The sequence below is a fragment of the Streptomyces sp. NPDC003036 genome, assembly GCF_040611175.1.
In the GTDB taxonomy this organism is placed as follows: domain Bacteria; phylum Actinomycetota; class Actinomycetes; order Streptomycetales; family Streptomycetaceae; genus Streptomyces.
The window spans coordinates 227,375-246,874 of the sequence record NZ_JBEXNO010000003.1 but is presented as its reverse complement, the minus strand read 5'-3'; the positions used below and the strand labels follow the sequence as shown (position 1 = coordinate 246,874).

The 19,500-nt window shown below is 73.2% G+C and carries 21 protein-coding genes; 3 read left to right on the top strand and 18 right to left on the bottom strand.

Annotation, left to right across the window (positions count from 1 at the left end; all coding sequences use genetic code 11):
* Positions 1–190: 190 nt before the first annotated feature.
* The 3 genes from groL to ABZX67_RS04060 all read right to left on the bottom strand — a co-directional run bounded on the left by groL (position 191) and on the right by ABZX67_RS04060 (position 3,402).
* Entirely contained in the window at positions 191–1,819 is a 1,629-nt protein-coding gene (groL, locus tag ABZX67_RS04070) for a chaperonin GroEL (protein WP_355354076.1), read from the bottom strand.
* A 116-nt stretch (positions 1,820–1,935) separates the two neighbouring features.
* Positions 1,936–2,244, bottom strand: coding sequence for a co-chaperone GroES (groES, locus tag ABZX67_RS04065; RefSeq protein WP_355354073.1), 309 nt, complete (start codon positions 2,242–2,244; stop codon positions 1,936–1,938).
* A gap of 225 nt (positions 2,245–2,469) precedes the next feature.
* Positions 2,470–3,402: a polysaccharide deacetylase family protein gene (locus ABZX67_RS04060; protein ID WP_355354070.1), complete on the bottom strand. Its 933-nt coding sequence runs from the start codon at positions 3,400–3,402 to the stop codon at positions 2,470–2,472.
* Between the two features lie 109 nt (positions 3,403–3,511).
* Here ABZX67_RS04060 and ABZX67_RS04055 point away from each other — a divergent pair, with 109 nt between their 5' ends.
* Positions 3,512–4,690, top strand: a complete 1,179-nt coding sequence (locus tag ABZX67_RS04055; RefSeq protein WP_355354126.1) for a methyltransferase domain-containing protein — start codon at positions 3,512–3,514, stop codon at positions 4,688–4,690.
* Positions 4,691–4,696: 6 nt separating this feature from the next.
* Here ABZX67_RS04055 and ABZX67_RS04050 read toward each other — a convergent pair whose 3' ends face one another.
* The 6 genes from ABZX67_RS04050 to tsaB all read right to left on the bottom strand — a co-directional run bounded on the left by ABZX67_RS04050 (position 4,697) and on the right by tsaB (position 8,834).
* Positions 4,697–5,335, bottom strand: coding sequence for a hypothetical protein (locus ABZX67_RS04050; protein ID WP_355354067.1), 639 nt, complete (start codon positions 5,333–5,335; stop codon positions 4,697–4,699).
* Between the two features lie 46 nt (positions 5,336–5,381).
* Positions 5,382–6,233, bottom strand: a complete 852-nt coding sequence (locus ABZX67_RS04045) for a polysaccharide deacetylase family protein (protein ID WP_355354064.1) — start codon at positions 6,231–6,233, stop codon at positions 5,382–5,384.
* Positions 6,234–6,339: 106 nt separating this feature from the next.
* Positions 6,340–6,600 carry a hypothetical protein gene (locus ABZX67_RS04040; protein ID WP_355354061.1) on the bottom strand — a complete coding sequence of 87 codons (261 nt, stop codon included), beginning with the start codon at positions 6,598–6,600 and terminating at the stop codon, positions 6,340–6,342.
* Positions 6,597–7,694 (bottom strand): tRNA (adenosine(37)-N6)-threonylcarbamoyltransferase complex transferase subunit TsaD, encoded by a 1,098-nt coding sequence (tsaD, locus tag ABZX67_RS04035; RefSeq protein ID WP_355354058.1) that lies wholly within the window; start codon positions 7,692–7,694, stop codon positions 6,597–6,599. The genes ABZX67_RS04040 and tsaD overlap by 4 nt, the downstream gene beginning before the upstream one ends.
* A complete protein-coding gene (gene rimI / locus ABZX67_RS04030) occupies positions 7,687–8,148 on the bottom strand; it encodes a ribosomal protein S18-alanine N-acetyltransferase (protein WP_355354123.1) in 462 nt (153 codons plus the stop codon). Before rimI ends, tsaD begins: the two co-directional genes overlap by 8 nt.
* A 29-nt stretch (positions 8,149–8,177) precedes the next feature.
* Positions 8,178–8,834 (bottom strand): tRNA (adenosine(37)-N6)-threonylcarbamoyltransferase complex dimerization subunit type 1 TsaB, encoded by a 657-nt coding sequence (gene tsaB / locus ABZX67_RS04025; RefSeq protein ID WP_355354055.1) that lies wholly within the window; start codon positions 8,832–8,834, stop codon positions 8,178–8,180.
* Between the two features lie 134 nt (positions 8,835–8,968).
* On the opposite strand from tsaB, the gene ABZX67_RS04020 reads away from it, so the two are divergent.
* The gene (locus tag ABZX67_RS04020) at positions 8,969–9,511 is read left to right on the top strand and encodes a hypothetical protein (protein ID WP_355354052.1); all 543 of its coding nucleotides are present in this window, start codon (positions 8,969–8,971) and stop codon (positions 9,509–9,511) included.
* 12 nt (positions 9,512–9,523) lie between these two features.
* On the opposite strand, the gene ABZX67_RS04015 is transcribed toward ABZX67_RS04020, so the two are convergent.
* From ABZX67_RS04015 to ABZX67_RS03975, 9 genes are all read right to left on the bottom strand, one after another.
* A complete protein-coding gene (locus ABZX67_RS04015) occupies positions 9,524–9,688 on the bottom strand; it encodes a hypothetical protein (protein ID WP_355354049.1) in 165 nt (54 codons plus the stop codon).
* Between the two features lie 154 nt (positions 9,689–9,842).
* Entirely contained in the window at positions 9,843–10,391 is a 549-nt protein-coding gene (gene tsaE, locus ABZX67_RS04010) for a tRNA (adenosine(37)-N6)-threonylcarbamoyltransferase complex ATPase subunit type 1 TsaE (RefSeq protein WP_355354046.1), read from the bottom strand.
* On the bottom strand, positions 10,363–11,589 hold the full coding sequence (locus ABZX67_RS04005) for an alpha/beta hydrolase (RefSeq protein WP_355354043.1): 1,227 nt from the start codon (positions 11,587–11,589) through the stop codon (positions 10,363–10,365). The genes tsaE and ABZX67_RS04005 overlap by 29 nt, the downstream gene beginning before the upstream one ends.
* 79 nt (positions 11,590–11,668) lie before the next feature.
* Positions 11,669–12,820: an alanine racemase gene (gene alr, locus ABZX67_RS04000; RefSeq protein WP_355354040.1), complete on the bottom strand. Its 1,152-nt coding sequence runs from the start codon at positions 12,818–12,820 to the stop codon at positions 11,669–11,671.
* Between the two features lie 57 nt (positions 12,821–12,877).
* Positions 12,878–14,314, bottom strand: coding sequence for an NAD(P)H-hydrate dehydratase (locus tag ABZX67_RS03995; RefSeq protein WP_355354037.1), 1,437 nt, complete (start codon positions 14,312–14,314; stop codon positions 12,878–12,880).
* Between the two features lie 64 nt (positions 14,315–14,378).
* Complete coding sequence (locus tag ABZX67_RS03990; protein ID WP_355354034.1) at positions 14,379–14,747, bottom strand: holo-ACP synthase; 369 nt, start codon at positions 14,745–14,747, stop codon at positions 14,379–14,381.
* 12 nt (positions 14,748–14,759) lie between these two features.
* The gene (gene glmS / locus ABZX67_RS03985) at positions 14,760–16,607 is read right to left on the bottom strand and encodes a glutamine--fructose-6-phosphate transaminase (isomerizing) (protein WP_355354031.1); all 1,848 of its coding nucleotides are present in this window, start codon (positions 16,605–16,607) and stop codon (positions 14,760–14,762) included.
* Between the two features lie 50 nt (positions 16,608–16,657).
* Complete coding sequence (locus tag ABZX67_RS03980) at positions 16,658–17,467, bottom strand: ABC transporter permease (protein ID WP_355354028.1); 810 nt, start codon at positions 17,465–17,467, stop codon at positions 16,658–16,660.
* Positions 17,464–18,501, bottom strand: coding sequence for an ATP-binding cassette domain-containing protein (locus ABZX67_RS03975; RefSeq protein WP_355354025.1), 1,038 nt, complete (start codon positions 18,499–18,501; stop codon positions 17,464–17,466). Before ABZX67_RS03975 ends, ABZX67_RS03980 begins: the two co-directional genes overlap by 4 nt.
* 202 nt (positions 18,502–18,703) lie before the next feature.
* On the opposite strand from ABZX67_RS03975, the gene ABZX67_RS03970 reads away from it, so the two are divergent.
* A complete protein-coding gene (locus ABZX67_RS03970; RefSeq protein ID WP_355354022.1) occupies positions 18,704–19,438 on the top strand; it encodes a hypothetical protein in 735 nt (244 codons plus the stop codon).
* Positions 19,439–19,500 lie beyond the last annotated feature (62 nt).

Genomic DNA, 19,500 nt, shown 5'->3' with positions numbered 1-19,500 from the left:
CGAGACCGCGCCGTTCGTCGAGGCCGTCAAGCGTGTGGCCCTCGTCGCCGAGCGGAACACGCCGGTCCGGCTCACCTTCGAGCAGGGCGTCCTCACGAAGGTCTTCCAGTACGGGTGGGTGGCGACGATCGCGGCGACGGGGGCACCGGGCCTCTGGCGTACTGCGTACTGCGTACTGCGACAGGCGTCGTCAGTGGGAGTGGCCGTGGCTGTGGCCGTGGCCCGCGTCCGCCGGCTCCTCTTCCTTCTTCTCGACCACGAGCGTCTCGGTGGTGAGGAGGAGGGAGGCGATCGACGCGGCGTTCTCCAGCGCGGAGCGCGTGACCTTGACCGGGTCGATGACGCCGGCCTTCACCAGGTCGCCGTACTCGCCGGTCGCGGCGTTGAAGCCCTGGCCCTTGTCGAGCTCCGCCACCTTCGCGGTGATGACGTAGCCCTCGAGGCCCGCGTTCTCGGCGATCCAGCGCAGCGGCTCGACCGCGGCGCGGCGGACGACCGCGACACCGGTGGCCTCGTCGCCGGTCTTGCCGAGGTTGTCGTCGAGCACCTTGACGGCGTGGACCAGAGCGGAGCCACCACCGGAGACGATGCCCTCCTCGACCGCGGCGCGGGTCGCGGAGATGGCGTCCTCCAGACGGTGCTTGCGCTCCTTCAGCTCCACCTCGGTGGCGGCGCCGACGCGGATGACGCACACGCCGCCGGCCAGCTTCGCGAGGCGCTCCTGGAGCTTCTCGCGGTCCCAGTCGGAGTCGGTGCTCTCGATCTCGGCCTTGATCTGCGCCACGCGGCCGGTGACGTCCTCGGACTTGCCGCCACCGTCGACGATGGTGGTGTCGTCCTTGGTGACGGTCACGCGGCGCGCGGTGCCGAGCACGTCCAGGCCGACCTGGTCGAGCTTGAGGCCGACCTCCTCGGCGACGACGGTGGCGCCGGTGAGGGCGGCCATGTCGCCGAGCATCGCCTTGCGGCGGTCACCGAAGCCGGGGGCCTTGACCGCGACCGCGTTGAAGGTGCCGCGGATCTTGTTGACGACCAGCGTGGACAGGGCCTCGCCCTCGACGTCCTCGGCGATGATCAGCAGCGGCTTGGAGGAGCCGGCCTGGATGATCTTCTCGAGGAGCGGCAGCAGGTCGGCGATCGCGGAGATCTTGCCCTGGTGGATCAGGATGTACGGGTCGTCGAGGACGGCCTCCATGCGCTCCTGGTCGGTCACCATGTACGGGGACAGGTAGCCCTTGTCGAAGGCCATGCCCTCGGTGAAGTCGAGCTCCAGGCCGAAGGTGTTGGACTCCTCGACGGTGATGACACCGTCCTTGCCGACCTTGTCCATCGCCTCGGCGATGAGCTCGCCGACCTGCTGGTCCTGCGCGGAGAGCGCGGCCACGGCGGCGATGTCGGCCTTGTCGTCGATCGGGCGCGCGGTGGCGAGCAGCTCGTCGGAGACGGCCTTGACCGCGGCGTCGATGCCCTTCTTCAGGGCGGCCGGGGAGGCGCCGGCGGCGACGTTGCGCAGGCCCTCGCGGACCAGTGCCTGGGCCAGCACGGTGGCGGTGGTGGTGCCGTCACCCGCGATGTCGTTGGTCTTGGTCGCCACCTCCTTCACCAGCTGGGCACCGAGGTTCTCGTACGGGTCGTCGAGCTCGACCTCGCGGGCGATCGTGACACCGTCGTTGGTGATGGTGGGCGCGCCGAACTTCTTGTCGATGACGACGTTGCGGCCCTTGGGGCCGATGGTCACCTTGACGGTGTCAGCGAGCTTGTTGACGCCACGCTCGAGGGCGCGACGGGCGTCCTCGTCGAACTTCAGGATCTTCGCCATGGGCTGAGTCAGTCCTCTCGAACGAACCGCGCCCCTTGTCGCCCGGCACTGTGAAGTCAGTGGGGCGGCCAGGGGCGCAGCTCAAAGCATCTCTGCTTCGGGTGAAGCGGGGTGAATTACTTCTCGACGATCGCGAGCACGTCGCGAGCCGAGAGGACGAGGTACTCCTCGTTGTTGTACTTCACCTCGGTGCCGCCGTACTTGCTGTACAGCACGATGTCGCCGGTCTTGACGTCGAGCGGCAGACGCTCGCCGTTCTCGAAGCGGCCCGGGCCCACCGCGAGGACGACGCCCTCCTGGGGCTTCTCCTTCGCGGTGTCCGGGATGACCAGGCCAGAGGCCGTGGTCTGCTCGGCGTCGAGCGGCTGGACCACGACACGGTCCTCGAGCGGCTTGATGGCAACCTTGGAGCTGGTGGTCGTCACGATCCGACCTCCCCCTTCGGAGATCTCACGGGGTTAACTGTCTGAGGTGGCGACCAGGTGGATCCGTCGTCGCGGGTGCCGGACCTGCCCGTCGCTGTGTTGGCACTCTCCGGTGGGGAGTGCCAGAGCCGAGACTATGACCGCGGTTAGCACTCGGTCAAGCGGAGTGCCAATTCACGACGGCGCGGCGTTTTCCGTACGCCCTCGGACGGGTGTGGTCGACGGTCATACGTAGTCCTCGAGCTTCGCGACGGCGTAGCCCTTCGCCGTCACGACGTTCATGACGTACCGGATCATGTCCGGCATGCTGCCCTTCCAGTCCTCCCGGCCCCGGAAGTGCGTGAGGATGATGTCGCCGGGGTGCAGGTCCCGGTCCCACTCGCGCCACTCCATGTGGTCGGGGAACGCCTCGGCCGACCACAGGGGCACGGCCTTGACGCCGCAGGACCGGGCGGCGCGCAGGGTGTCGGCGTTGTAGTTGCCGTACGGCGGGCGGAAGAGCGGCGGGCGCTTGCCGTAGCGCTTCTCGATGACGTCCTGCTGGCCGCAGATCTCGCGCTTCTGCTCCGCGTAGGAGAGGGCGGGCATGTAGCGGTGGTTGAGGGTGTGGTTGTGCAGGGCGACGCCGGTCCTCTGCATCTTCGTGAAGTAGCCGTAGTCCTCCCTGACCAGGTAGTCGCTGAGGAACGCGCTGTACGGGATGTCGAGTTCGTCCATCATCCGCACCAGCTCGGGGTCCTTCTCGGCGCCGTCGTCGATGGTGAGGAACACGATCCGCTCCTTGGTGGGGACGGTCGTGAAGACGGGCGGCAGGGTGGGGTCGCCCACGCCGAAGCCCTTACGGAAGGTGATCTTCGGCTTCTCGGCGGCCGTGGGCGGCGGGGGAGCGGCCAGCGGCGTGAGCTTCAGCCCCCACTTGCGGGCGGCGACGGCGCGGGCGGCCTGCGCGCGCTTGACCCTCTCGACGTACGCGGCCAGCGCGCCCGCCGGACCGGCGGCCGCGGCGGCGCCGCCCTGCCGCGGCTCGGGCTGCTTGCCGGCGGGGGCGACGTCCCGCCCGGAGCCGGCGTCACCGCAGGCGGCGAGTGCGGCGAGGAGGAGAGCGGCGAGCACGGCGGCGGCGCGGCGGGGCCGCCTCCCCCTCGCGACCGATGGCATTTGTTCTGTTTGTCGTACTAGCTGCATGGCGCCGCATCCTGTCAGCGCCGTGCCCCGCCGCCCGGGCGACACCGCCGCCCCGCGCGCACCATCGCCCACCTGGCCCACAATGGGGCGGGTGACCGATCTCGCCGCCTTCTCCGCGCTCCTCACCGACGAGGGCCAGGCCCTGCTGGCCGCCCTGCGCGACTACGACCCGTCCCAGGAGCTCGCCGTCGCCTCCCGGCTGCGCCGGGACCACCCCGCCGACCTGGTCACGGCGGCGCTCGCGCAGGCCCGGCTGCGGCAGCGGGCGGTGGCGAAGTTCGGCGCGTCGGACGCGTACCGGATGTACTTCACGCCGAACGGCGTCGAGCAGTCGACACGGGCATCCGTCGGCGCCCACCGCGCGGCGCGCTTCCGGGAGCTGGGCGTACGCGGCGTCGCGGACCTGTGCTGCGGCATCGGCGGCGACGCGATCGCGCTGGCCCGCGCCGGGATCCGGGTCCTGGCCGTCGACCGGGACCCGCTGACCGCCGAGACCGCCCGCGCGAACGCCGAGGCGCTGGACCTGGCCGACCTGATCGAGGTGCGCTGCGCGGACGTCACGGAGGTCGACACCTCCGCGTACGACGCGGTCTTCGTGGACCCGGCCCGGCGCGGCGGCCGGGGCCGCGTGTTCGACCCCGAGGCGTACTCGCCGCCCCTGTCCTGGGCCGTCGGCACGGCGCTCGAGGCGCCGCGCGCCGCGCTGAAGATCGCCCCCGGCATCCCGCACGAGACGGTGCCGCCGGAGGCCGAGGCGGAGTGGATCTCGGACGGCGGCGACGTGAAGGAGGCCGTCCTCTGGTTCGGCACCCGCCCCGGCGCGGTCACCGCCACGCTCCTCCCGGGCCCCCACACCCTCACCGGCCGCGGCCTGCCCAACCCGCCGGTCCGCGAGGTCGGCCGCTACCTGTACGAGCCCGACGGCGCGGTCATCCGCGCCCACCTGGTCGCGGAGGTCGCCGAGGAGCTCGGCGGCGGGCTGCTCGACGAGACGATCGCCTACATCACGGCGGACGAGCTGCGCCCGACGCCGTACGCCACCGCGTACGAGATCACCGACCGGCTCCCCTTCAACGTCAAGAAGCTCAAGTCCCTCCTGCGCGAACGGGAGGTGGGCAACCTGACGGTCAAGAAGCGCGGCTCGGCGGTCGAACCGGAGGAGCTCCGCCGCAAGCTGAAGCCGAAGGGCCCGAACGCGGCGACGGTCTTCCTGACCCGGGTCGCTGGAGCGCCGACGATGCTGATCGGCCGCCCCGCGTAAGCCGCTTCACCGCACGGGCTCCGGGCGGCGCGCCCCGAGCCGTACCGCCCAGCGGTAGTGGCCCACCGCCTTGGTCACGGCGATCAGGCCGTGCACCCACAGGATGAGGCCGACGCCCATGAGGGCGGCGACCTCGGCGTACGTCGTGGTGCCCGGGCGGGCCGAGGCGGGGACCGCGAAGGAGAGCCACAGGCCCGGGGCGCACAGCGCGAAGGCGAGCAGGAACCAGATCAGGCTCAGCACCGGCACCCGGAAGGCGGCGTCGCGCGGCGGGTCGGTGTCCAAGGACGCCCACTGGACGAGCAGTTCGCGCGCCGCGCGGTCCCGGCGGACGGCGAAGGCCACGGCGAAGAGCGCCGGGATCACGACGGCGAGGCCCACGCAGACGCCGAGGGCGCCCGCCACCGCCGTGAGCGGGTCCACCACGCCGTCGTCCAGCGACATCAGGGATCCGCCGACGGCCAGCCAGCCCGCCTGCAGGGCCACCAGCGTCAGCAGGAACAGCACCAGCCGCCTGCCGCCCAGGATGCGCCACGTCAGCTCCCCCATGGCCCGGTTCCGGTCGGCGAGCAGCGCCTCGCGGTGGGGCCAGGTGCGCAGGTGCGCGGGCGGAGGGGGCGGGGGCAAGGGGCGGCGTGGAGACATGCTCCGAGGCTAGCGACCGTGCGCGCGCCGCCCCCGGGCCCCCGGGTCAGACGTAGTCCTCCAGGCGGGCCACCGTGAAGCCCTGCTCCTGGATGCGGCGCAGCATGTTCGCCGTCATCTCGGTCATCGAGGTGCCCTTGAGGTCCTGCGGGCCGCGGAAGTGGGCGAGGACGATGTCGCCGGGGTGGAGCTTCCGGTCGCCGCGCTGGTACTGCATGTTGGTGATCTGCATCGACTCGCGCCACAGCACGATGGCCTCGACGCCGCACCGCGCGGCGGCCGCGCGGGTGTCCTCGTTCCAGTTGCCGTAGGGCGGGCGGAAGAGCCGCGGGGCGGTGCCGTAGGTCCGCTTGAGCTGCTCCTGCTGGCCGCAGATCTCGCGCTGCTGGGCGGCGGCGCCGAGGGTGCGGAGGTTGGGGTGGGTGAGCGTGTGGTTGGCGACGCCCGTGCCGCCGCCGAGGTCGCGCAGACGCGTGAAGTACGCGTAGTCGTCGCGTATGGCCGCGTCCGTCAGGAACATCGTGAAGGGGACCTTCAGCTCCCGCATCATCTCGACGAACTCGGGGTCCTTCTCGGCACCGTCGTCGAAGGTGAGGAAGACGACCTTGTCGGTGGTCGGTATCTCGCTGATGACGGGTACGGGGCCGCCCGCGCCCGTCCGCACCGGCTTGACCTTCGGCGGGGCCGGCGGCGCCGGGAAGGGCTTCAGGCCCCACTTCGCGTACGCGGCCGAGGCGTCCGGAGCCTGGCGCGGCGGCGCGGCGGCGGTCGTGCTCGGCGCCGGTCCCGGCTCCGGGTTCCCCGCGGAGCCGGAACCGGAGCCGGAACCCGACGCCGTACAGCCCGATATGAGCAGCGCCGCGGCCAACGCCGCCGCGCGCGCGATGTACTTCCCCACCCTGGAACCTCACGTCCGAACACCTGATCGTCAGCTGCGTCCTGCTTGATGGCTGAATCAGGCCGGAGGTTCCGTCAGGCCGTGACCGTGTCGGTCCGTGACCGTGTCAGTCCGTCCCGTGGGACGCGAACCGCCAGCGGTGCACCGGCCGCGTCACCAGGTCCGTCGGCGGCTCGGGCAGTTCGGGCAGGTCCGCGTCGTACGGCGCGTCCCACCACGTCAGGACGAGGACCCGGTCGCCCGGCGCCGTGAAGGTCTCCCGGCGCCGCGGTACGGCGGCGAGCTCGGCCGCCCGCGCCCACGCCAGCAGCTCCGGGCCGCGTCCCTCGGCGGCGCGGGCCTCCCACATGAGGGTGACCGCGGTCATGAGTAGAGGTTGTCCTTGCTGATCTCGTGGACGTGGTCATGGCTGTGGCCGTTCCCGGGCACGTGGGGCTCGGTCACCGGCAGGGAGGAGTCCGCGGGCAGCTCCAGGTCGGAGGCCGGCCGGTTGCGGGCGACCATCTCGGCGCCGAGCGCCGCGACCATCGCGCCGTTGTCCGTGCACAGGCCCGGCCGGGGCACGCGCAGCCGGATGCCGGCCCGCTCGCACCGCTCCTCGGCCAGCGCGCGCAGCCGCGAGTTGGCCGCCACACCGCCGCCGATCATCAGGTGGTCGACGCCCTCGTCCTTGCAGGCACGTACGGCCTTGCGGGTCAGGACGTCGACGACGGCCTCCTGGAACGACGCCGCCACGTCCCGGACCGGCACCTCCTCGCCCGCGGCGCGCTTGGCCTCGATCCAGCGGGCCACCGCCGTCTTCAGGCCCGAGAAGGAGAAGTCGTACGCCGGGTCGCGCGGCCCGCTCAGGCCGCGCGGGAACGCGATCGCCGTCGGGTCGCCCTCCTTCGCCAGCCGGTCGATCACCGGCCCGCCCGGGAAGCCGAGGTCCAGCACGCGCGCGATCTTGTCGAACGCCTCGCCCGCCGCGTCGTCGATCGTCGCGCCCATCGGGCGGACGTCGGAGGTGATGTCCGGCGCGAGCAGCAGCGACGAGTGGCCGCCGGAGACGAGCAGCGCCATCGTCGGCTCGGGCAGCGGCCCGTGCTCCAGCTGGTCGACGCAGATGTGCGAGGCCAGGTGGTTCACGCCGTACAGCGGCTTGCCCAGCGCGTACGCGTACGCCTTGGCCGCCGAGACGCCGACGAGCAGCGCGCCCGCGAGGCCCGGGCCCGCCGTGACCGCGATGCCGTCGAGGTCGCGGGCGGAGACGCCCGCTTGCTCCAGGGCGCGCTCGATGGTCGGAACCATCGCCTCCAGGTGGGCGCGGGAGGCGATCTCGGGCACCACGCCGCCGTACCGCGCGTGCGCGTCCACGCTCGACGCGACGGCGTCCGCGAGCAGGGTCGTGCCCCGGACGATGCCGACGCCGGTCTCGTCGCAGGAGGTCTCGATGCCGAGGACGAGGGGTTCGTCAGCCATCACTCTCAGTTCCTTGTACGGTCAGGCGCATCACCAGCGCGTCGATGTTGCCCGGCTGGTAGTAAGCGCGGCGGAAGCCGATCGGTTCGAAGCCGAAGCGCTCGTACAGCTTTTGGGCGCGGGTGTTGTCCACGCGCACTTCGAGGAGCACCTCGTCGCACTCGAAGGCGGTGGCGTGCCGCAGCAGTTCGGTCAGGAGCCGCGCCCCGAGGCCGGTCCCCCACTGGTCGCGGGCGACGGCGATGGTCTGTACGTCGCCGAGCCCGCCGGCCGCCGCGAGCCCGGCGTATCCGACGAGCCGGCCGTCGGGGGACTCGGCCACGACGTAGCGGCGGGTGGAGTGCGGGCCGCGCGCGTGCGCCAGCTCGGACCAGAACATGCCGGCCGACCAGGCGTCGTCGGGGAACAGCTCCCGCTCCAGCGCCAGCACCGGCTCGATGTCCCACCAGCGCATCTCGCGAAGCGCGGCCGTGGTCACCGTGGTCACTTCGGCGTGACCACCTTGTAGTTCTTCGGCACCTGGGCGTCGGGGCGCCGCAGGTACAGCGGCAGCGGGTCCTCGAACGACCCGCCCTCCCGCAGCCGTTCGGCGGCGAGCGCGGCGAGGGCCGCGGCCGACTGGTGCTCGGGGTCGCGGGCGTCGGGGAAGACCTCGCCGTACAGGCGCGCTCCGGCGCCGACGGCCGGGAGGCCGGCGACCTGGTCGGCGATGTCGGCGGGGCGGTCGACGGCGGGGCCGGTCGCGCGCGTACGGCAGTCGTCGTACCGGGCCCAGTAGACCTCCTTGCGGCGCGCGTCCGTCGCCACGACGAACGGCTCGTCGATCCCGGAGGCGTACGCGAGCCCGTCGAGCGTGCAGACGCCGTGCACCGGTACGCCGCCGAGCGCCGACGCGAAGGTGGCGGCGGTGACCAGGCCGACCCGCAGCCCGGTGTACGGGCCGGGTCCGACGCCCACGACGATGCCGGTCACGGCGTCCAGCTTCCGGCCGGCCTCCCGGAGCACCCGGTCGACGGCGGGCAGCAGCAGCTCCCCGTGGCGGCGGGCGTCGACCTGGGCGGCCTCGGCGAGGACGGTGTCCCCGTCGTGGAGGGCGACGGTGACGGCGGGTGTGGCGGTATCCATGGCGAGCAAGAGCACGCAAACAGCCTACGGCTCCGTGGGCGGGCGCACGGCCGCCCCGGTCCCTCCGCGCGCTGCTGCTACCGTCACCTCATACGTACGCGTACGCGCGAGAGGTGGGCAGCAGGGTGGCAAGGAGCAGCTCGGGATTCGTGGCCGGGCTCACCGTGGCGGCGCTGGCCGCGGTCGGTTTCCTCGCCTATCAGGCGTCGGCCAACGTCCCCGCCGACCTCGCGGCGAAGCCCTCGGCGACGCCGGGCGGCCCCGCGACCCCGGCGCCCGCGCCGGGCGGCGGGCCCAAGACCGCGGACCCGCTGGCCCTGCCGGAGGAGTCGGGCACGGGGATGCGGGTGGTGTACGCGCTCGGCGCCCGGCGGGTCTGGCTGGTGGCCGCGAACGGCACGGTGGCGCGGACGTTCGAGGTGATGCCGAGCACGGTGCACCCGAAGCCGGGCACGTACGCCGTGACGACCCGCTCGGGCAGCGTGGCCGGCTCCGACGGCGTACGGGTCGAGCACGTGGTGCGGTTCGCCCGGGTCGACGGGGTGACGATCGGCTTCAGCGCGGCGGTGGACGGCACGATGGCCAGCCCGGACCCGACGCGCAAGACGGGCGGTATCCGGATGAAGCGGGCGGACGGCGACGCGCTGTGGACGTTCGCGGCGGTCAACTCGAAGGTCGTCGTCGTCCCGTAAGGCGTGACGCGGTCACGCCGCGTCGGACGACACCGCGTCTTCGTCCGGCGCCGCGGCGTCGGCGCTGCCGTCGGAAGCGGCTTCGTCCTCGGCCCGGGGCGGCGTGGACACGGCGTTGGCCGCCGCGCACGACGCCAGCAGATCGCGCATCGAGACATCCTGCTCGGACGTCGGCATCGGTTGCCTCCTGGGGCTCCGGGGGCAGGCGTGGTTAGGTAGACCTAACCACGTACGGGTATCCATGGGACCACGCCCCGGAGGTACGGCGCAACATCGTGCCGACACCTTGTCGGAAAGTACGGAGCCCGGCGGAGCCCCGGCGCCTCGACGCTCAGCCGAGGTCGAGGCCGAGCCCCAGACCCGCGAGGTCCGCGTCGGCCCAGCGCGCCCCGTACCCGGACAGCGTCACCACGCGCCGCTCGTCGTCCGTCGAGCCGACCACGCGGTGGATCACCACGTGCAGCCGGTCCTCGGACAGCTCCTCGACCTTGCCCTCGCCCCACTCCACGACCACGACCGAGTCCGGCAGCGACACGTCGAGGTCGAGGTCCTCCATCTCGTCGAGGCCGCCGCCGAGGCGGTAGGCGTCGACATGGACGAGCGCGGGGCCGCCGGTCAGCGACGGGTGGACGCGGGCGATGACGAACGTCGGGGACGTGACCGCCCCCCGCACGCCGAGCCCCTCGCCGAGCCCGCGGGTCATGGTCGTCTTGCCCGCGCCGAGCTCGCCGGTCATCAGGACCAGATCGCCGGGGCGCAGCAGCTTCGCCAGCGCGCGGCCGAGCTCCTGGGTCTGCTCGGGCGCGTGGAGGGTGAACCGGGCGGTGGCGGTGGCGGTGGCGGTGGCGGCCTCAGCCGCCGGGCTGTGCGGTGCTTCCATACCCGCCAACGTTAGCCGCTGCGGACACCGCTCCCACGCGCGCCAGCAGGTCCGCGAGCCGGTCGGTCACCGCCTCCGGGTGCTCCAGCATCACCAGGTGCCCGCCGTCCGGGACGATGACCAGCTCGGCGTCGGGGAGGAGGTCGGCGATCGCCTCGGTGTGCGAACTGGGCGTGACCAGGTCCTGGTCGCCCGCGAGCGCGAGCACCGGCACCTCGGCGAAGACGCGGAGCGCGGCCGCCTTGTCGTGGTCCGTGAAGGCCGGGTAGAACTCCGCGACCACGTCGATCGGCGTGCCCTCGATCATCCGCTCCGCGAACCGGGCGACGGCCGGGTCCACGTCCCGCGACGAGAACGAGTACCGCTTGATGAGCCCCGCGAAGAGGTCCGCGGTCGCCCCGCGGGCCCGCTCCACCAGCTCCGCCTGCGAGCCGAGCGCCCGCAGCACACCCGGCAGCACGCGGCGTACGGCGTTGACGCCCGCCACCGGGAGGCCGTAGTTCACCTCGCCGAGCCGGCCGCACGACGTACCGACGAAGGCGACGCCGACGACCCGCTCGCGGATCAGCTCGGGGTACTGGTCGGCCAGCGCCATCACCGTCATGCCGCCCATGGAGTGCCCGACCAGCACGAGCGGTCCCTCGGGCGCGGCCGCGTCGATGACGGCCTTCAGGTCGCGGCCGAGCTGGTCGATGGAGACCGGCACGGCGTCCGGGCCGCGCCGCTGGGCGACGCCGCGCCCGGAGCGGCCGTGGCTGCGCTGGTCCCAGTGGACGGTGCGCACCAGGCCGCGCAGGGCCGCGCGCTGGAAGTGCCAGGAGTCCTGGTTGAGGCAGTAGCCGTGGCTGAAGACGACCGTGACGGGCGCGGGGGCCTTGGAGCCGAAGAGCCGGCGCCGGCGCGGGACGCCGCCCCCCGCGTCCATCTCGTCGGGGTCGGCCACCTCGTCGACCTCGTAGTACAGCTCCGTGCCGTCGTCCGCCGTGGCCTTGCCGGGGGTGCCGCGCAGCGCGCCGTACGGGCCCGCCGCGTCCAGCGCGAGGCGCGCCTTCCTGCGCATGCCGCGGCCGACAGTGAGGCGCTCTATGGCGACACCGGCGGCCGCACCGGCCGCGACCACTCCTATCGCCGCGCCGGCGAAACCGGCGCGGCGCCAATTGCCGGCGGCCGCGGCCTCCACGGCACTGGTCTCACTCACGCGGCTGCTCCTCGCGGGATCGTGGGGGGGCGTCAGTCCTCGGGCCCTCGGGTCGTCAGGTCGTCAGGTCGTCAGGTCGTCAGGTCGTCAGGTTCGTATAGACGCGTGGTACCCGCGATCCGATCCGGGTCACGATCTCGTACGCGATCGTGTCCGCCGCCCGTGCCCAGTCCTCGGCGGTCGGCTCGCCCCGGTCTCCCGGGCCGAACAGCACGGCCTGCGCGCCCGGCTCGACGGCGTCGCCCTCCAGATCCACCACGAACTGGTCCATCGCGACCCGGCCGGCCACCGTCCGCACCCGGTCCCCGACCAGCACCGGGCCGCGACCGGACGCATGGCGCGGGATGCCGTCGGCGTACCCGACGGGGATGAGGCCGAGGGTGGTCGGGCGGTCGGTGACGTAGTGGTGTCCGTAGCTGACGCCGTGGCCGAGCGGTACGGACTTGACCAGCGCGAGGTTGGCGAGCAGCCGCATCACGGGCCGCAGCCCGAAGTCGGCCGGTGCGCCGACCTCGGGGATCGGCGAGACGCCGTACATGGCGATCCCGGTCCGTACGAGGTCGAAGTGGGTCTCGGGCAGGGTGAGGGTGGCCGGGGAGTTGGCCAGGTGCCGCACCTCGGGCCGGACGCCCGCCTTCTCCGCGTACTCCAGCATGTCGTGGAACGCGTCCAGCTGGGCGGCGATGGAGGGGTGGCCGGGCTCGTCGGCGCAGGCGAAGTGCGACCAGATGCCGGTGACCCGGAGCAGCCCGTCGGCCTCGGCTTTCAGCGCCTCGCCGACGAGCCGGGGCCAGTCGGCGGGCTGGCAGCCGTTGCGGCCGAGGCCCGTGTCGGCCTTGAGCTGCACGCGCGCCGGCTGTGCGGTCCGGCGCGCCGCCTCGATGACCTCGTCCAGGGCCCACATCCCGCTCACGGCCACGTCCACGTCGGCCCGGATGGCCTCGTCCCACGGGCCGCCGGGCGTCCACAGCCAGCACAGGACGGGCGCGTCGATCCCGGCCGCCCGCAGCGCGAGCGCCTCGTGCGGCGTGGCGGTCCCGAGCCAGGTGGCTCCCGCCTCCAGCGCCGCCCGGGCGCAGGGCACGGCCCCGTGCCCGTACGCTTCGGCCTTCACGACGCCCATGACCTGGACGTCCGTCCCCACGCGCCCCCGCAGGGCACGCACATTGGCGCGCAACGCCCCGAGATCGATCTCGGCGCGGGCGCGAAGGGTCTGCGGTGTCTCACTCATCGCGCCCAGTCTCTCAGGTGCGCCCGTCGCCCTTGCCGCGCGCTCATGTCATACCCGTCACGCCCGCGCGGGCCCGGTGTCCGGGAAAACCCCCCGCCACGCGGCCGGGAGCGCCTCCGCCACGTCGTACGCCGCGATGGGGGCGTCCCGCGCGGCGGGGCGGGCCGCCAGGCCGTGGAGGTACGCGGCCGCCGACGCGGCGTCCCGGGGCGCGAGGCCGGCCGCGAGCAGGGAGCCCGCGAGGCCCGACAGGACGTCGCCGCTGCCCGCGGTGGCGAGCCACGCCGTACCGGTGGGGTTGACGCGGACCGGCCCCTCCGGCGCGGCGACCAGCGTCGTCGAGCCCTTGAGCAGCACGGTCGCGCCGTACCGGCCCGCGAGCTCCCGGACCGCGTCCAGCCGCCGGGCCTCGACGTCCTCGCGGGCGACGCCCAGCAGCGCGGCGGCCTCGCCCGCGTGCGGGGTCAGGACGGTGGGCGCGGGGCGGGCGCGGACGGCCGCCGGGTCGAGGTGCCGCAGGCCGTCGGCGTCGACCAGGACCGGCACGTCCGAGGCGAGCACGTCGTCGACGCCGGGCGTGTCGCCGAGGCCGGGGCCGATGACCCACGCCTGGACGCGGCCCGCTTTGGCCGGGGGCCCGGAGTGGACGAGCGTCTCCGGATGGCGCGCGATGACGGCGTCGCCGGCCGGGCCGACGTACCGCACGGCCCCGGCCCCGCCGCGCAGCGCGCCGGAGACCGCGAGCACCGCCGCGCCGGGGTAGCGGGCGGAGCCGGCGACCACGCCGACGACGCCCCGCCGGTACTTGTCGCTCTCGCCGGACGGCACCGGCAGCAGCCGGGCCACGTCGGCGTGCTGGAGGGCCTCCAGCTCCGGCTCGTCCGGCAGGCGGAGCCCGATGCCGACGAGCCGCACGGCGCCCGCGTACGCGCGCCCCGGGTCGATCAGCAGCCCGGGCTTGTACGCCCCGAAGGTCACGGTCGCGTCCGCGCGCACCGCCTCGCCCGCGACCTCGCCGGTGTCCGCGTCCACTCCGCTGGGCAGGTCCACGGCGACGACGACCGCGCCCGAGTCGCGCGCCGCGCGCACCACGGCTACGGCGTCCGGCCGCAGCCCGCCGCGCCCGCCGATGCCGGTGATGCCGTCGAGGACGAGGTCGGCGCGGGCGAGGACCGCGTACGGGTCCTCGGCGACGTGCCCGCCCGCGCCGCGCAGCGCCGCCAGCCCGCCCTCGTGGGCGCGGGAGCCCAGCAGCACCGCGGACACCCCGGCCCCGCGCCGGGCCAGGCGGGCGCCCGCGTACAGCGCGTCGCCGCCGTTGTCGCCGCTGCCGACGAGCAGCACCACGCGCGCGCCGTAGACCCGGCCCAGCAGTCCGGCGCAGGCGGCCGCCAGTCCGGCCGCGGCGCGCTGCATCAGGGCGCCGGGCGGCAGCCGCGCCATCAGCTCGGCCTCGGCGGCCCGTACGGTCTCCACCCGGTAAGCGGTACGCATGCGATCACCCCTCCGCGACGACGACGGCCCGCGCGATCAGCCTTCCGCGCTCAAGCCTGCGCGATCAACCCTCCGCGATCACCACGGCCGACGCCACCCCCGCGTCGTGGCTGAGCGACACGTGCCAGTGCCGTACGCCCAGCTCGGCCGCGCGGGCCGCGACCGTGCCGCGTACCCGCAGGCACGGCCGGCCGCTGTCCTCGACGTACACCTCGGCGTCGGTCCACAGCAGTCCGCCGGGCGCGCCGAGCGCCTTCGCGATCGCCTCCTTGGCCGCGAAGCGGGCGGCGAGCGAGGCCATGCCCCGCCGTTCGCCGCTCGGCAGGAGCAGTTCGCGCTCCAGGAAGAGCCGGTCCGCCAGGTGCGGTGTCCGTTCCATCGCCGCCGCGAACCGGTCGATCTCCGCGACGTCGATCCCCACCCCGATGATCATTGCTCTCCCTGCTCACTCCACCGTCACGGACTTGGCGAGGTTACGCGGTTGGTCGACGTCGTTGCCGCGGACGGTCGCCAGCTCGCAGGCGAAGACCTGGAGCGGCACCGTCGACACCATCGGCTGGAGCAGGACCGGCGTCACCGGGACGCGGATCAGGTGGTCCGCGTACGGCACGACCGCCTCGTCCCCCTCCTCCGCGATCACGATGGTCCGCGCCCCCCGCGCCCGGATCTCCTGGATGTTCGACACGATCTTGTCGTGGAGGACGGAGCGGCCGCGCGGCGACGGCACCACGACGACCACCGGCAGGCCCTTCTCGATCAGCGCGATGGGCCCGTGCTTGAGCTCGCCCGCCGCGAACCCCTCCGCGTGCATGTACGCGAGCTCCTTCAGCTTCAGCGCGCCTTCGAGCGCCACCGGGAAGCCGACGTGCCGCCCGAGGAACAGCACGGTGTTCGCGTCGGCGAGCGAGCGCGCCAGCTCGCGCACCGGCTCCATGGTCTCCAGGACCCGCTCGACGTCCTCGCCGATCCTCGCCAGGTCGCGGACCACGGCCCGGATCTCGTCGCCCCACGTGGTGCCGCGCACCTGACCCAGGTAGAGCGCCAGCAGGTAGACGGCCACGAGCTGGGTGAGGAACGCCTTGGTGGAGGCGACCGCCACCTCGGGCCCGGCGTGCGTGTACAGCACGGCGTCGGACTCGCGCGGGATGGTCGCGCCGTTGGTGTTGGAGATCGCCAGCACCTTCGCGCCCTGCTCGCGGGCGTGGCGCAGCGCCATGAGGGTGTCCATGGTCTCGCCGGACTGGGAGATGGCCACCACCAGCGTCTGCGCGTCGAGGATCGGGTCCCGGTAGCGGAACTCGCTCGCCAGCTCCACCTCGCACGGGATGCGGGTCCAGTGCTCGATGGCGTACTTGGCGATCAGCGCCGCGTGGAAGGCGGTGCCGCACGCCACGATGACGACCTTGCGCGCCTCGCGCAGCACCTCGTCCGGGATGCGGAGCTCGTCCAGCGTCAGGAAGCCGCCCGCGTCGATCCGGCCCAGCAGGGTGTCGGCGACCGCCTTCGGCTGCTCGGCGATCTCCTTGAGCATGAAGGAGGCGTAGCCGCCCTTCTCGGCCGCCGAGGCGTCCCAGTCGACGTGGTACGCCCGCACCTCGGCCGGTGCCCCGTCGAAGTCGGTCACCGTCACGGCGTCCCGGCGCACCTCGACCACCTGGTCCTGGCCGAGCTCGATCGCGGAGCGGGTGTGCTCGATGAAGGCGGCCACGTCCGAGGCGAGGAACGCCTCGCCCTCGCCGACGCCCACCACCAGCGGGGAGTTGCGCCGCGCGCCGACGACCACGTCCGGCTCGTCGGCGTGCACCGCGACCAGCGTGAAGGCGCCCTCGAGGCGGCGGCACACCAGCCGCATCGCCTCGGCGAGGTCGCCGCAGGACGAGAACGTCTCGGCCAGCAGGTGCGCGACGGTCTCGGTGTCGGTCTCCGACTCCAGCGCGTGGCCCCGCTCGGCGAGCTCGGCGCGGAGGGCGGCGAAGTTCTCGATGATGCCGTTGTGGACGACGGCCACGCGTCCGGCGTTGTCGAGGTGGGGGTGGGCGTTGGCGTCGGTGGGGGCGCCGTGCGTGGCCCACCGGGTGTGCCCGATGCCCGTCGCCCCGGTGGGCAGGGGCCGGGAGTCCAGCTCCTTCTCCAGGTTGACGAGCTTGCCCGCCTTCTTCGCGGCGGCCATCCCGCCGTCCGCGAGCACCGCGACACCGGCCGAGTCGTAGCCCCGGTACTCCAGGCGCTTGAGGCCCGCGATCACCACATCGAGCGCCGACTGCCCGCCGACGTAACCCACGATTCCGCACATGTCGGCAGCCTAGGGGAGGGCGCCCGCGCCGGGCAGTAGACCCGCACGCGTCACGCTTTCGCCCGGTACGCCCGCATGGCCAGCGGATAGAAGACCAGGGCTATGCCCGCCGCCCAGACCAGCGACCACAGCACCGGCCGCCCCACCTCGCCGCCCAGCAGCAACCCGCGGAAGGCGTCCGACAGATGGGTCACGGGGTTGATGTCCACCCAGGCCTGGAGCCAGCCGGGCATGGTGTCGACGCGGACGAAGGCGCTGCTGGTGAAGGTGATCGGGAAGATGAGCGTGAAGCCGAACGCCTGCACCTTCTCCGCGTCGCCCGCCAGCATCCCGATGAGCACCGCGCACCACGACACGGCCGCCGCGAAGGCGATCACCAGCGCCACGCCCACGAGGAAGCCACCGAGCCCGCCGGTGAGCCGGAAGCCGAGCGCGAGGCCGAGGGCGATCATCAGCAGCACCGCCCACAGGTGCTTGGCGAGGTCGGCGGCGATCCGGCCGATCAGCGGCGCGGAGCGGGCGATGGGCAGGCTCCGCAGCCGGTCGAAGACGCCCTTGGTGAGGTCGGTGTTGAGCGCCATCGCGGTGTAGATCGTCATGAAGAGCGTGTTCTGGACGATGATCCCCGGCAGCGCGTACCGCAGGTACGCGTCCGGCGACCCGGCCATCTGGCCGCCCATCACGTACGTGAAGAGGAACACGAACATGATGGGCGTGATGCTGTAGTCCACCAGCTCCAGCGGGTTGTGCTTGACGGCCACCAGGCTCCGCCACGCCATGGTGGCGGTCTGGCGCACGGCGGCCCCGGGCCGCACGCGGCCGCTCGCCGTCACCGGGGCGGTGGCGGTGGTCGCGGTCATGCCGAGCTCACCACCTTGTCGATGTCGCTGTCGTCGGGCTCCGGCGTCCGCTCGCTCTCCTCGCCGGGCTCCTCGCCGGGCTCCTTGCCGGGCTCCGGCTCGGCGCGGTGGCCGGTCAGCGCGAGGAACACCTCGTCCAGGGACGAGCGGCGCAGCGTCAGCTCGCCGACCGCGATGCCCGCCCCGTCCAGCCGCCGTACGACGGCGGGCATGAGCTCCGGGTCGTTCACCGGAGCGGTGATCACATCGCCCTCGATCTGCGTCTGCGCCCCGGCCGCCTGCTCCACCAGGGCGTGCGCCGCGGCGAGGTCCGCGTCCCGCACCGGCCGCAGCTGGAGGACCTGGCCGCCCACCTGGGACTTCAGCTCGTCGGGGGTGCCCTCGGCGATCACCCGGCCCCTGTCGATCACCACGATGTCGTCGGCGAGCATGTCCGCCTCGTTCAGGTACTGCGTGGTGAGCAGGGCCGTCACGCCGTCGGCGACCAGGCCGCGCACCATGTCCCACAGCTCGCCGCGGCTGCGCGGGTCGAGCCCGGTCGTCGGCTCGTCGAGGAACAGGATCCGCGGCCGCCCGACCAGGCTCGCCGCCAGGTCCAGCCGCCGCCGCATGCCGCCGGAGTACGTCTTGACGGCGCGCCCGGCCGCGTCCGTGAGGTGGAACCGCTCCAGCAGCTCCGCCGCCCGCGCCCTGGCCTCGCGCCGCGGTATGCCCAGCAGCCGCCCGATGAGCAGCAGGTTCTCCGTGCCCGTGAGGTTCTCGTCGACCGCCGCGTACTGCCCGGTCAGACCCACCATGGACCGCACGAGGCCCGCCTCCCGCACCACGTCGTGCCCGGCCACGGCCGCCCGGCCCGCGTCGGGCTGGAGCAGCGTGGCGAAGATGCGGACGGCGGTGGTCTTACCGGCACCGTTGGGCCCGAGCAGCCCCAGCACCGTCCCGGTCCGCGCGGCGAGGTCCACGCCGTCCAGCGCCCGGGTCTCCTTGAAGCGTTTGGCCAGGCCCTCGGCCTGGATCGCGTACGCGTACGTCATGGGGGTTCCCCTCGGATCGGGGTCGTCGCGCTTGCGCGGGCGGACGGCGGCCGGCCGACGCCCACCCTTCCCACAACTGTGACGCACGTCACCGACATTCCCGGCGCCCGCCGACATCAAAACGTAATGATGAGGGCCTCCTACCGCCGGTAAGATCATTTCGCTCATTCTTCAGCCGCGAGAGACGCCAGGAAAGAAAAACATGAGACTGCGTAGGGCCCTCCCGATCGCCGCCGTATTGCCGGCCCTGCTCGCGGTGTCCGCGTGCAGCGGGGAATCAGCCGAGTCCGGGGATAAGAAGCCGAAGCCGAAAGCGAGCGCAACAAGCACGCCGGGCGGGGGAGCGGACGAAAAGGCGGCCGCCGAGGCCAAGCGCATCGGCGCTGTGGATCCACAGACCCTCGAAAAGGCGACGCTCTCCGGAAAGAACAACGGTTTCGAGGTCAAGAAGGTCGCCAAGGCCGAGGTGGAAGCAGGCCGGGACATGAAGGCCGACAAGGCCGAGTGCCAGCCCCTCGCGAGTGTCGCTGGAGGATTCACCCACATACCGGCGGTGAGCGTGGAACACCGCTCCCTCGAACCCACCGAGGCGAAGAACGCCACCATCGGCTCCATGTGGCTCGCTTCCCACTCGGAAAAGAACGCCCAGCGGGTCATGACGGAGCTGCGGACCTCGCTCGAGAAGTGCCCCGGCGGCTTCAAGACCCTGGGCCTGACCTACACGGCGGTCGAGCCGGTGAAGGCCCCCTCCCTGGGTGACGAGTCCCTCGGGTACCGCATCACCAGCACCGTCGCCAAGCAGAGCGTCCCCATGACGTACACCGTGGTCCGCAAGGCCGGCGTGGTCGCGGTCTTCTACGGTGTCAACATGCTGACCCCGAAGAACAGCGCGATCCCGGAGGCGGTCGTCAAGGCGCAGCTGGGCCAGCTGGGCTGAACCCCTTGCACCACCCACGTGAAAGCGCCCGGCCGGGAGACCCCGGCCGGGCGCTTTCCTTC

What these genes read in the sequence shown, in the direction of transcription:
- glmS (WP_355354031.1), bottom strand. Translation starts at nt 16,607, where the DNA reads ATGTGCGGAATCGTGGGTTACGTCGGCGGGCAGTCGGCGCTCGATGTG.
- ABZX67_RS04040 (WP_355354061.1), bottom strand. Translation starts at nt 6,600, where the DNA reads ATGACCGCGGTCACCCTCATGTGGGAGGCCCGCGCCGCCGAGGGACGC.
- ABZX67_RS03990 (WP_355354034.1), bottom strand. Translation starts at nt 14,747, where the DNA reads ATGATCATCGGGGTGGGGATCGACGTCGCGGAGATCGACCGGTTCGCG.
- tsaE (WP_355354046.1), bottom strand. Translation starts at nt 10,391, where the DNA reads ATGGAAGCACCGCACAGCCCGGCGGCTGAGGCCGCCACCGCCACCGCC.
- ABZX67_RS03970 (WP_355354022.1), top strand. Translation starts at nt 18,704, where the DNA reads ATGAGACTGCGTAGGGCCCTCCCGATCGCCGCCGTATTGCCGGCCCTG.
- ABZX67_RS03980 (WP_355354028.1), bottom strand. Translation starts at nt 17,467, where the DNA reads ATGACCGCGACCACCGCCACCGCCCCGGTGACGGCGAGCGGCCGCGTG.
- groL (WP_355354076.1), bottom strand. Translation starts at nt 1,819, where the DNA reads ATGGCGAAGATCCTGAAGTTCGACGAGGACGCCCGTCGCGCCCTCGAG.
- ABZX67_RS04055 (WP_355354126.1), top strand. Translation starts at nt 3,512, where the DNA reads ATGGGGCGGGTGACCGATCTCGCCGCCTTCTCCGCGCTCCTCACCGAC.
- rimI (WP_355354123.1), bottom strand. Translation starts at nt 8,148, where the DNA reads ATGCGCTGGTGGGACATCGAGCCGGTGCTGGCGCTGGAGCGGGAGCTG.
- ABZX67_RS04060 (WP_355354070.1), bottom strand. Translation starts at nt 3,402, where the DNA reads ATGCCATCGGTCGCGAGGGGGAGGCGGCCCCGCCGCGCCGCCGCCGTG.
- ABZX67_RS04015 (WP_355354049.1), bottom strand. Translation starts at nt 9,688, where the DNA reads ATGCCGACGTCCGAGCAGGATGTCTCGATGCGCGATCTGCTGGCGTCG.
- ABZX67_RS03995 (WP_355354037.1), bottom strand. Translation starts at nt 14,314, where the DNA reads ATGCGTACCGCTTACCGGGTGGAGACCGTACGGGCCGCCGAGGCCGAG.
- ABZX67_RS03975 (WP_355354025.1), bottom strand. Translation starts at nt 18,501, where the DNA reads ATGACGTACGCGTACGCGATCCAGGCCGAGGGCCTGGCCAAACGCTTC.
- tsaD (WP_355354058.1), bottom strand. Translation starts at nt 7,694, where the DNA reads ATGGCTGACGAACCCCTCGTCCTCGGCATCGAGACCTCCTGCGACGAG.
- ABZX67_RS04050 (WP_355354067.1), bottom strand. Translation starts at nt 5,335, where the DNA reads ATGTCTCCACGCCGCCCCTTGCCCCCGCCCCCTCCGCCCGCGCACCTG.
- alr (WP_355354040.1), bottom strand. Translation starts at nt 12,820, where the DNA reads ATGAGTGAGACACCGCAGACCCTTCGCGCCCGCGCCGAGATCGATCTC.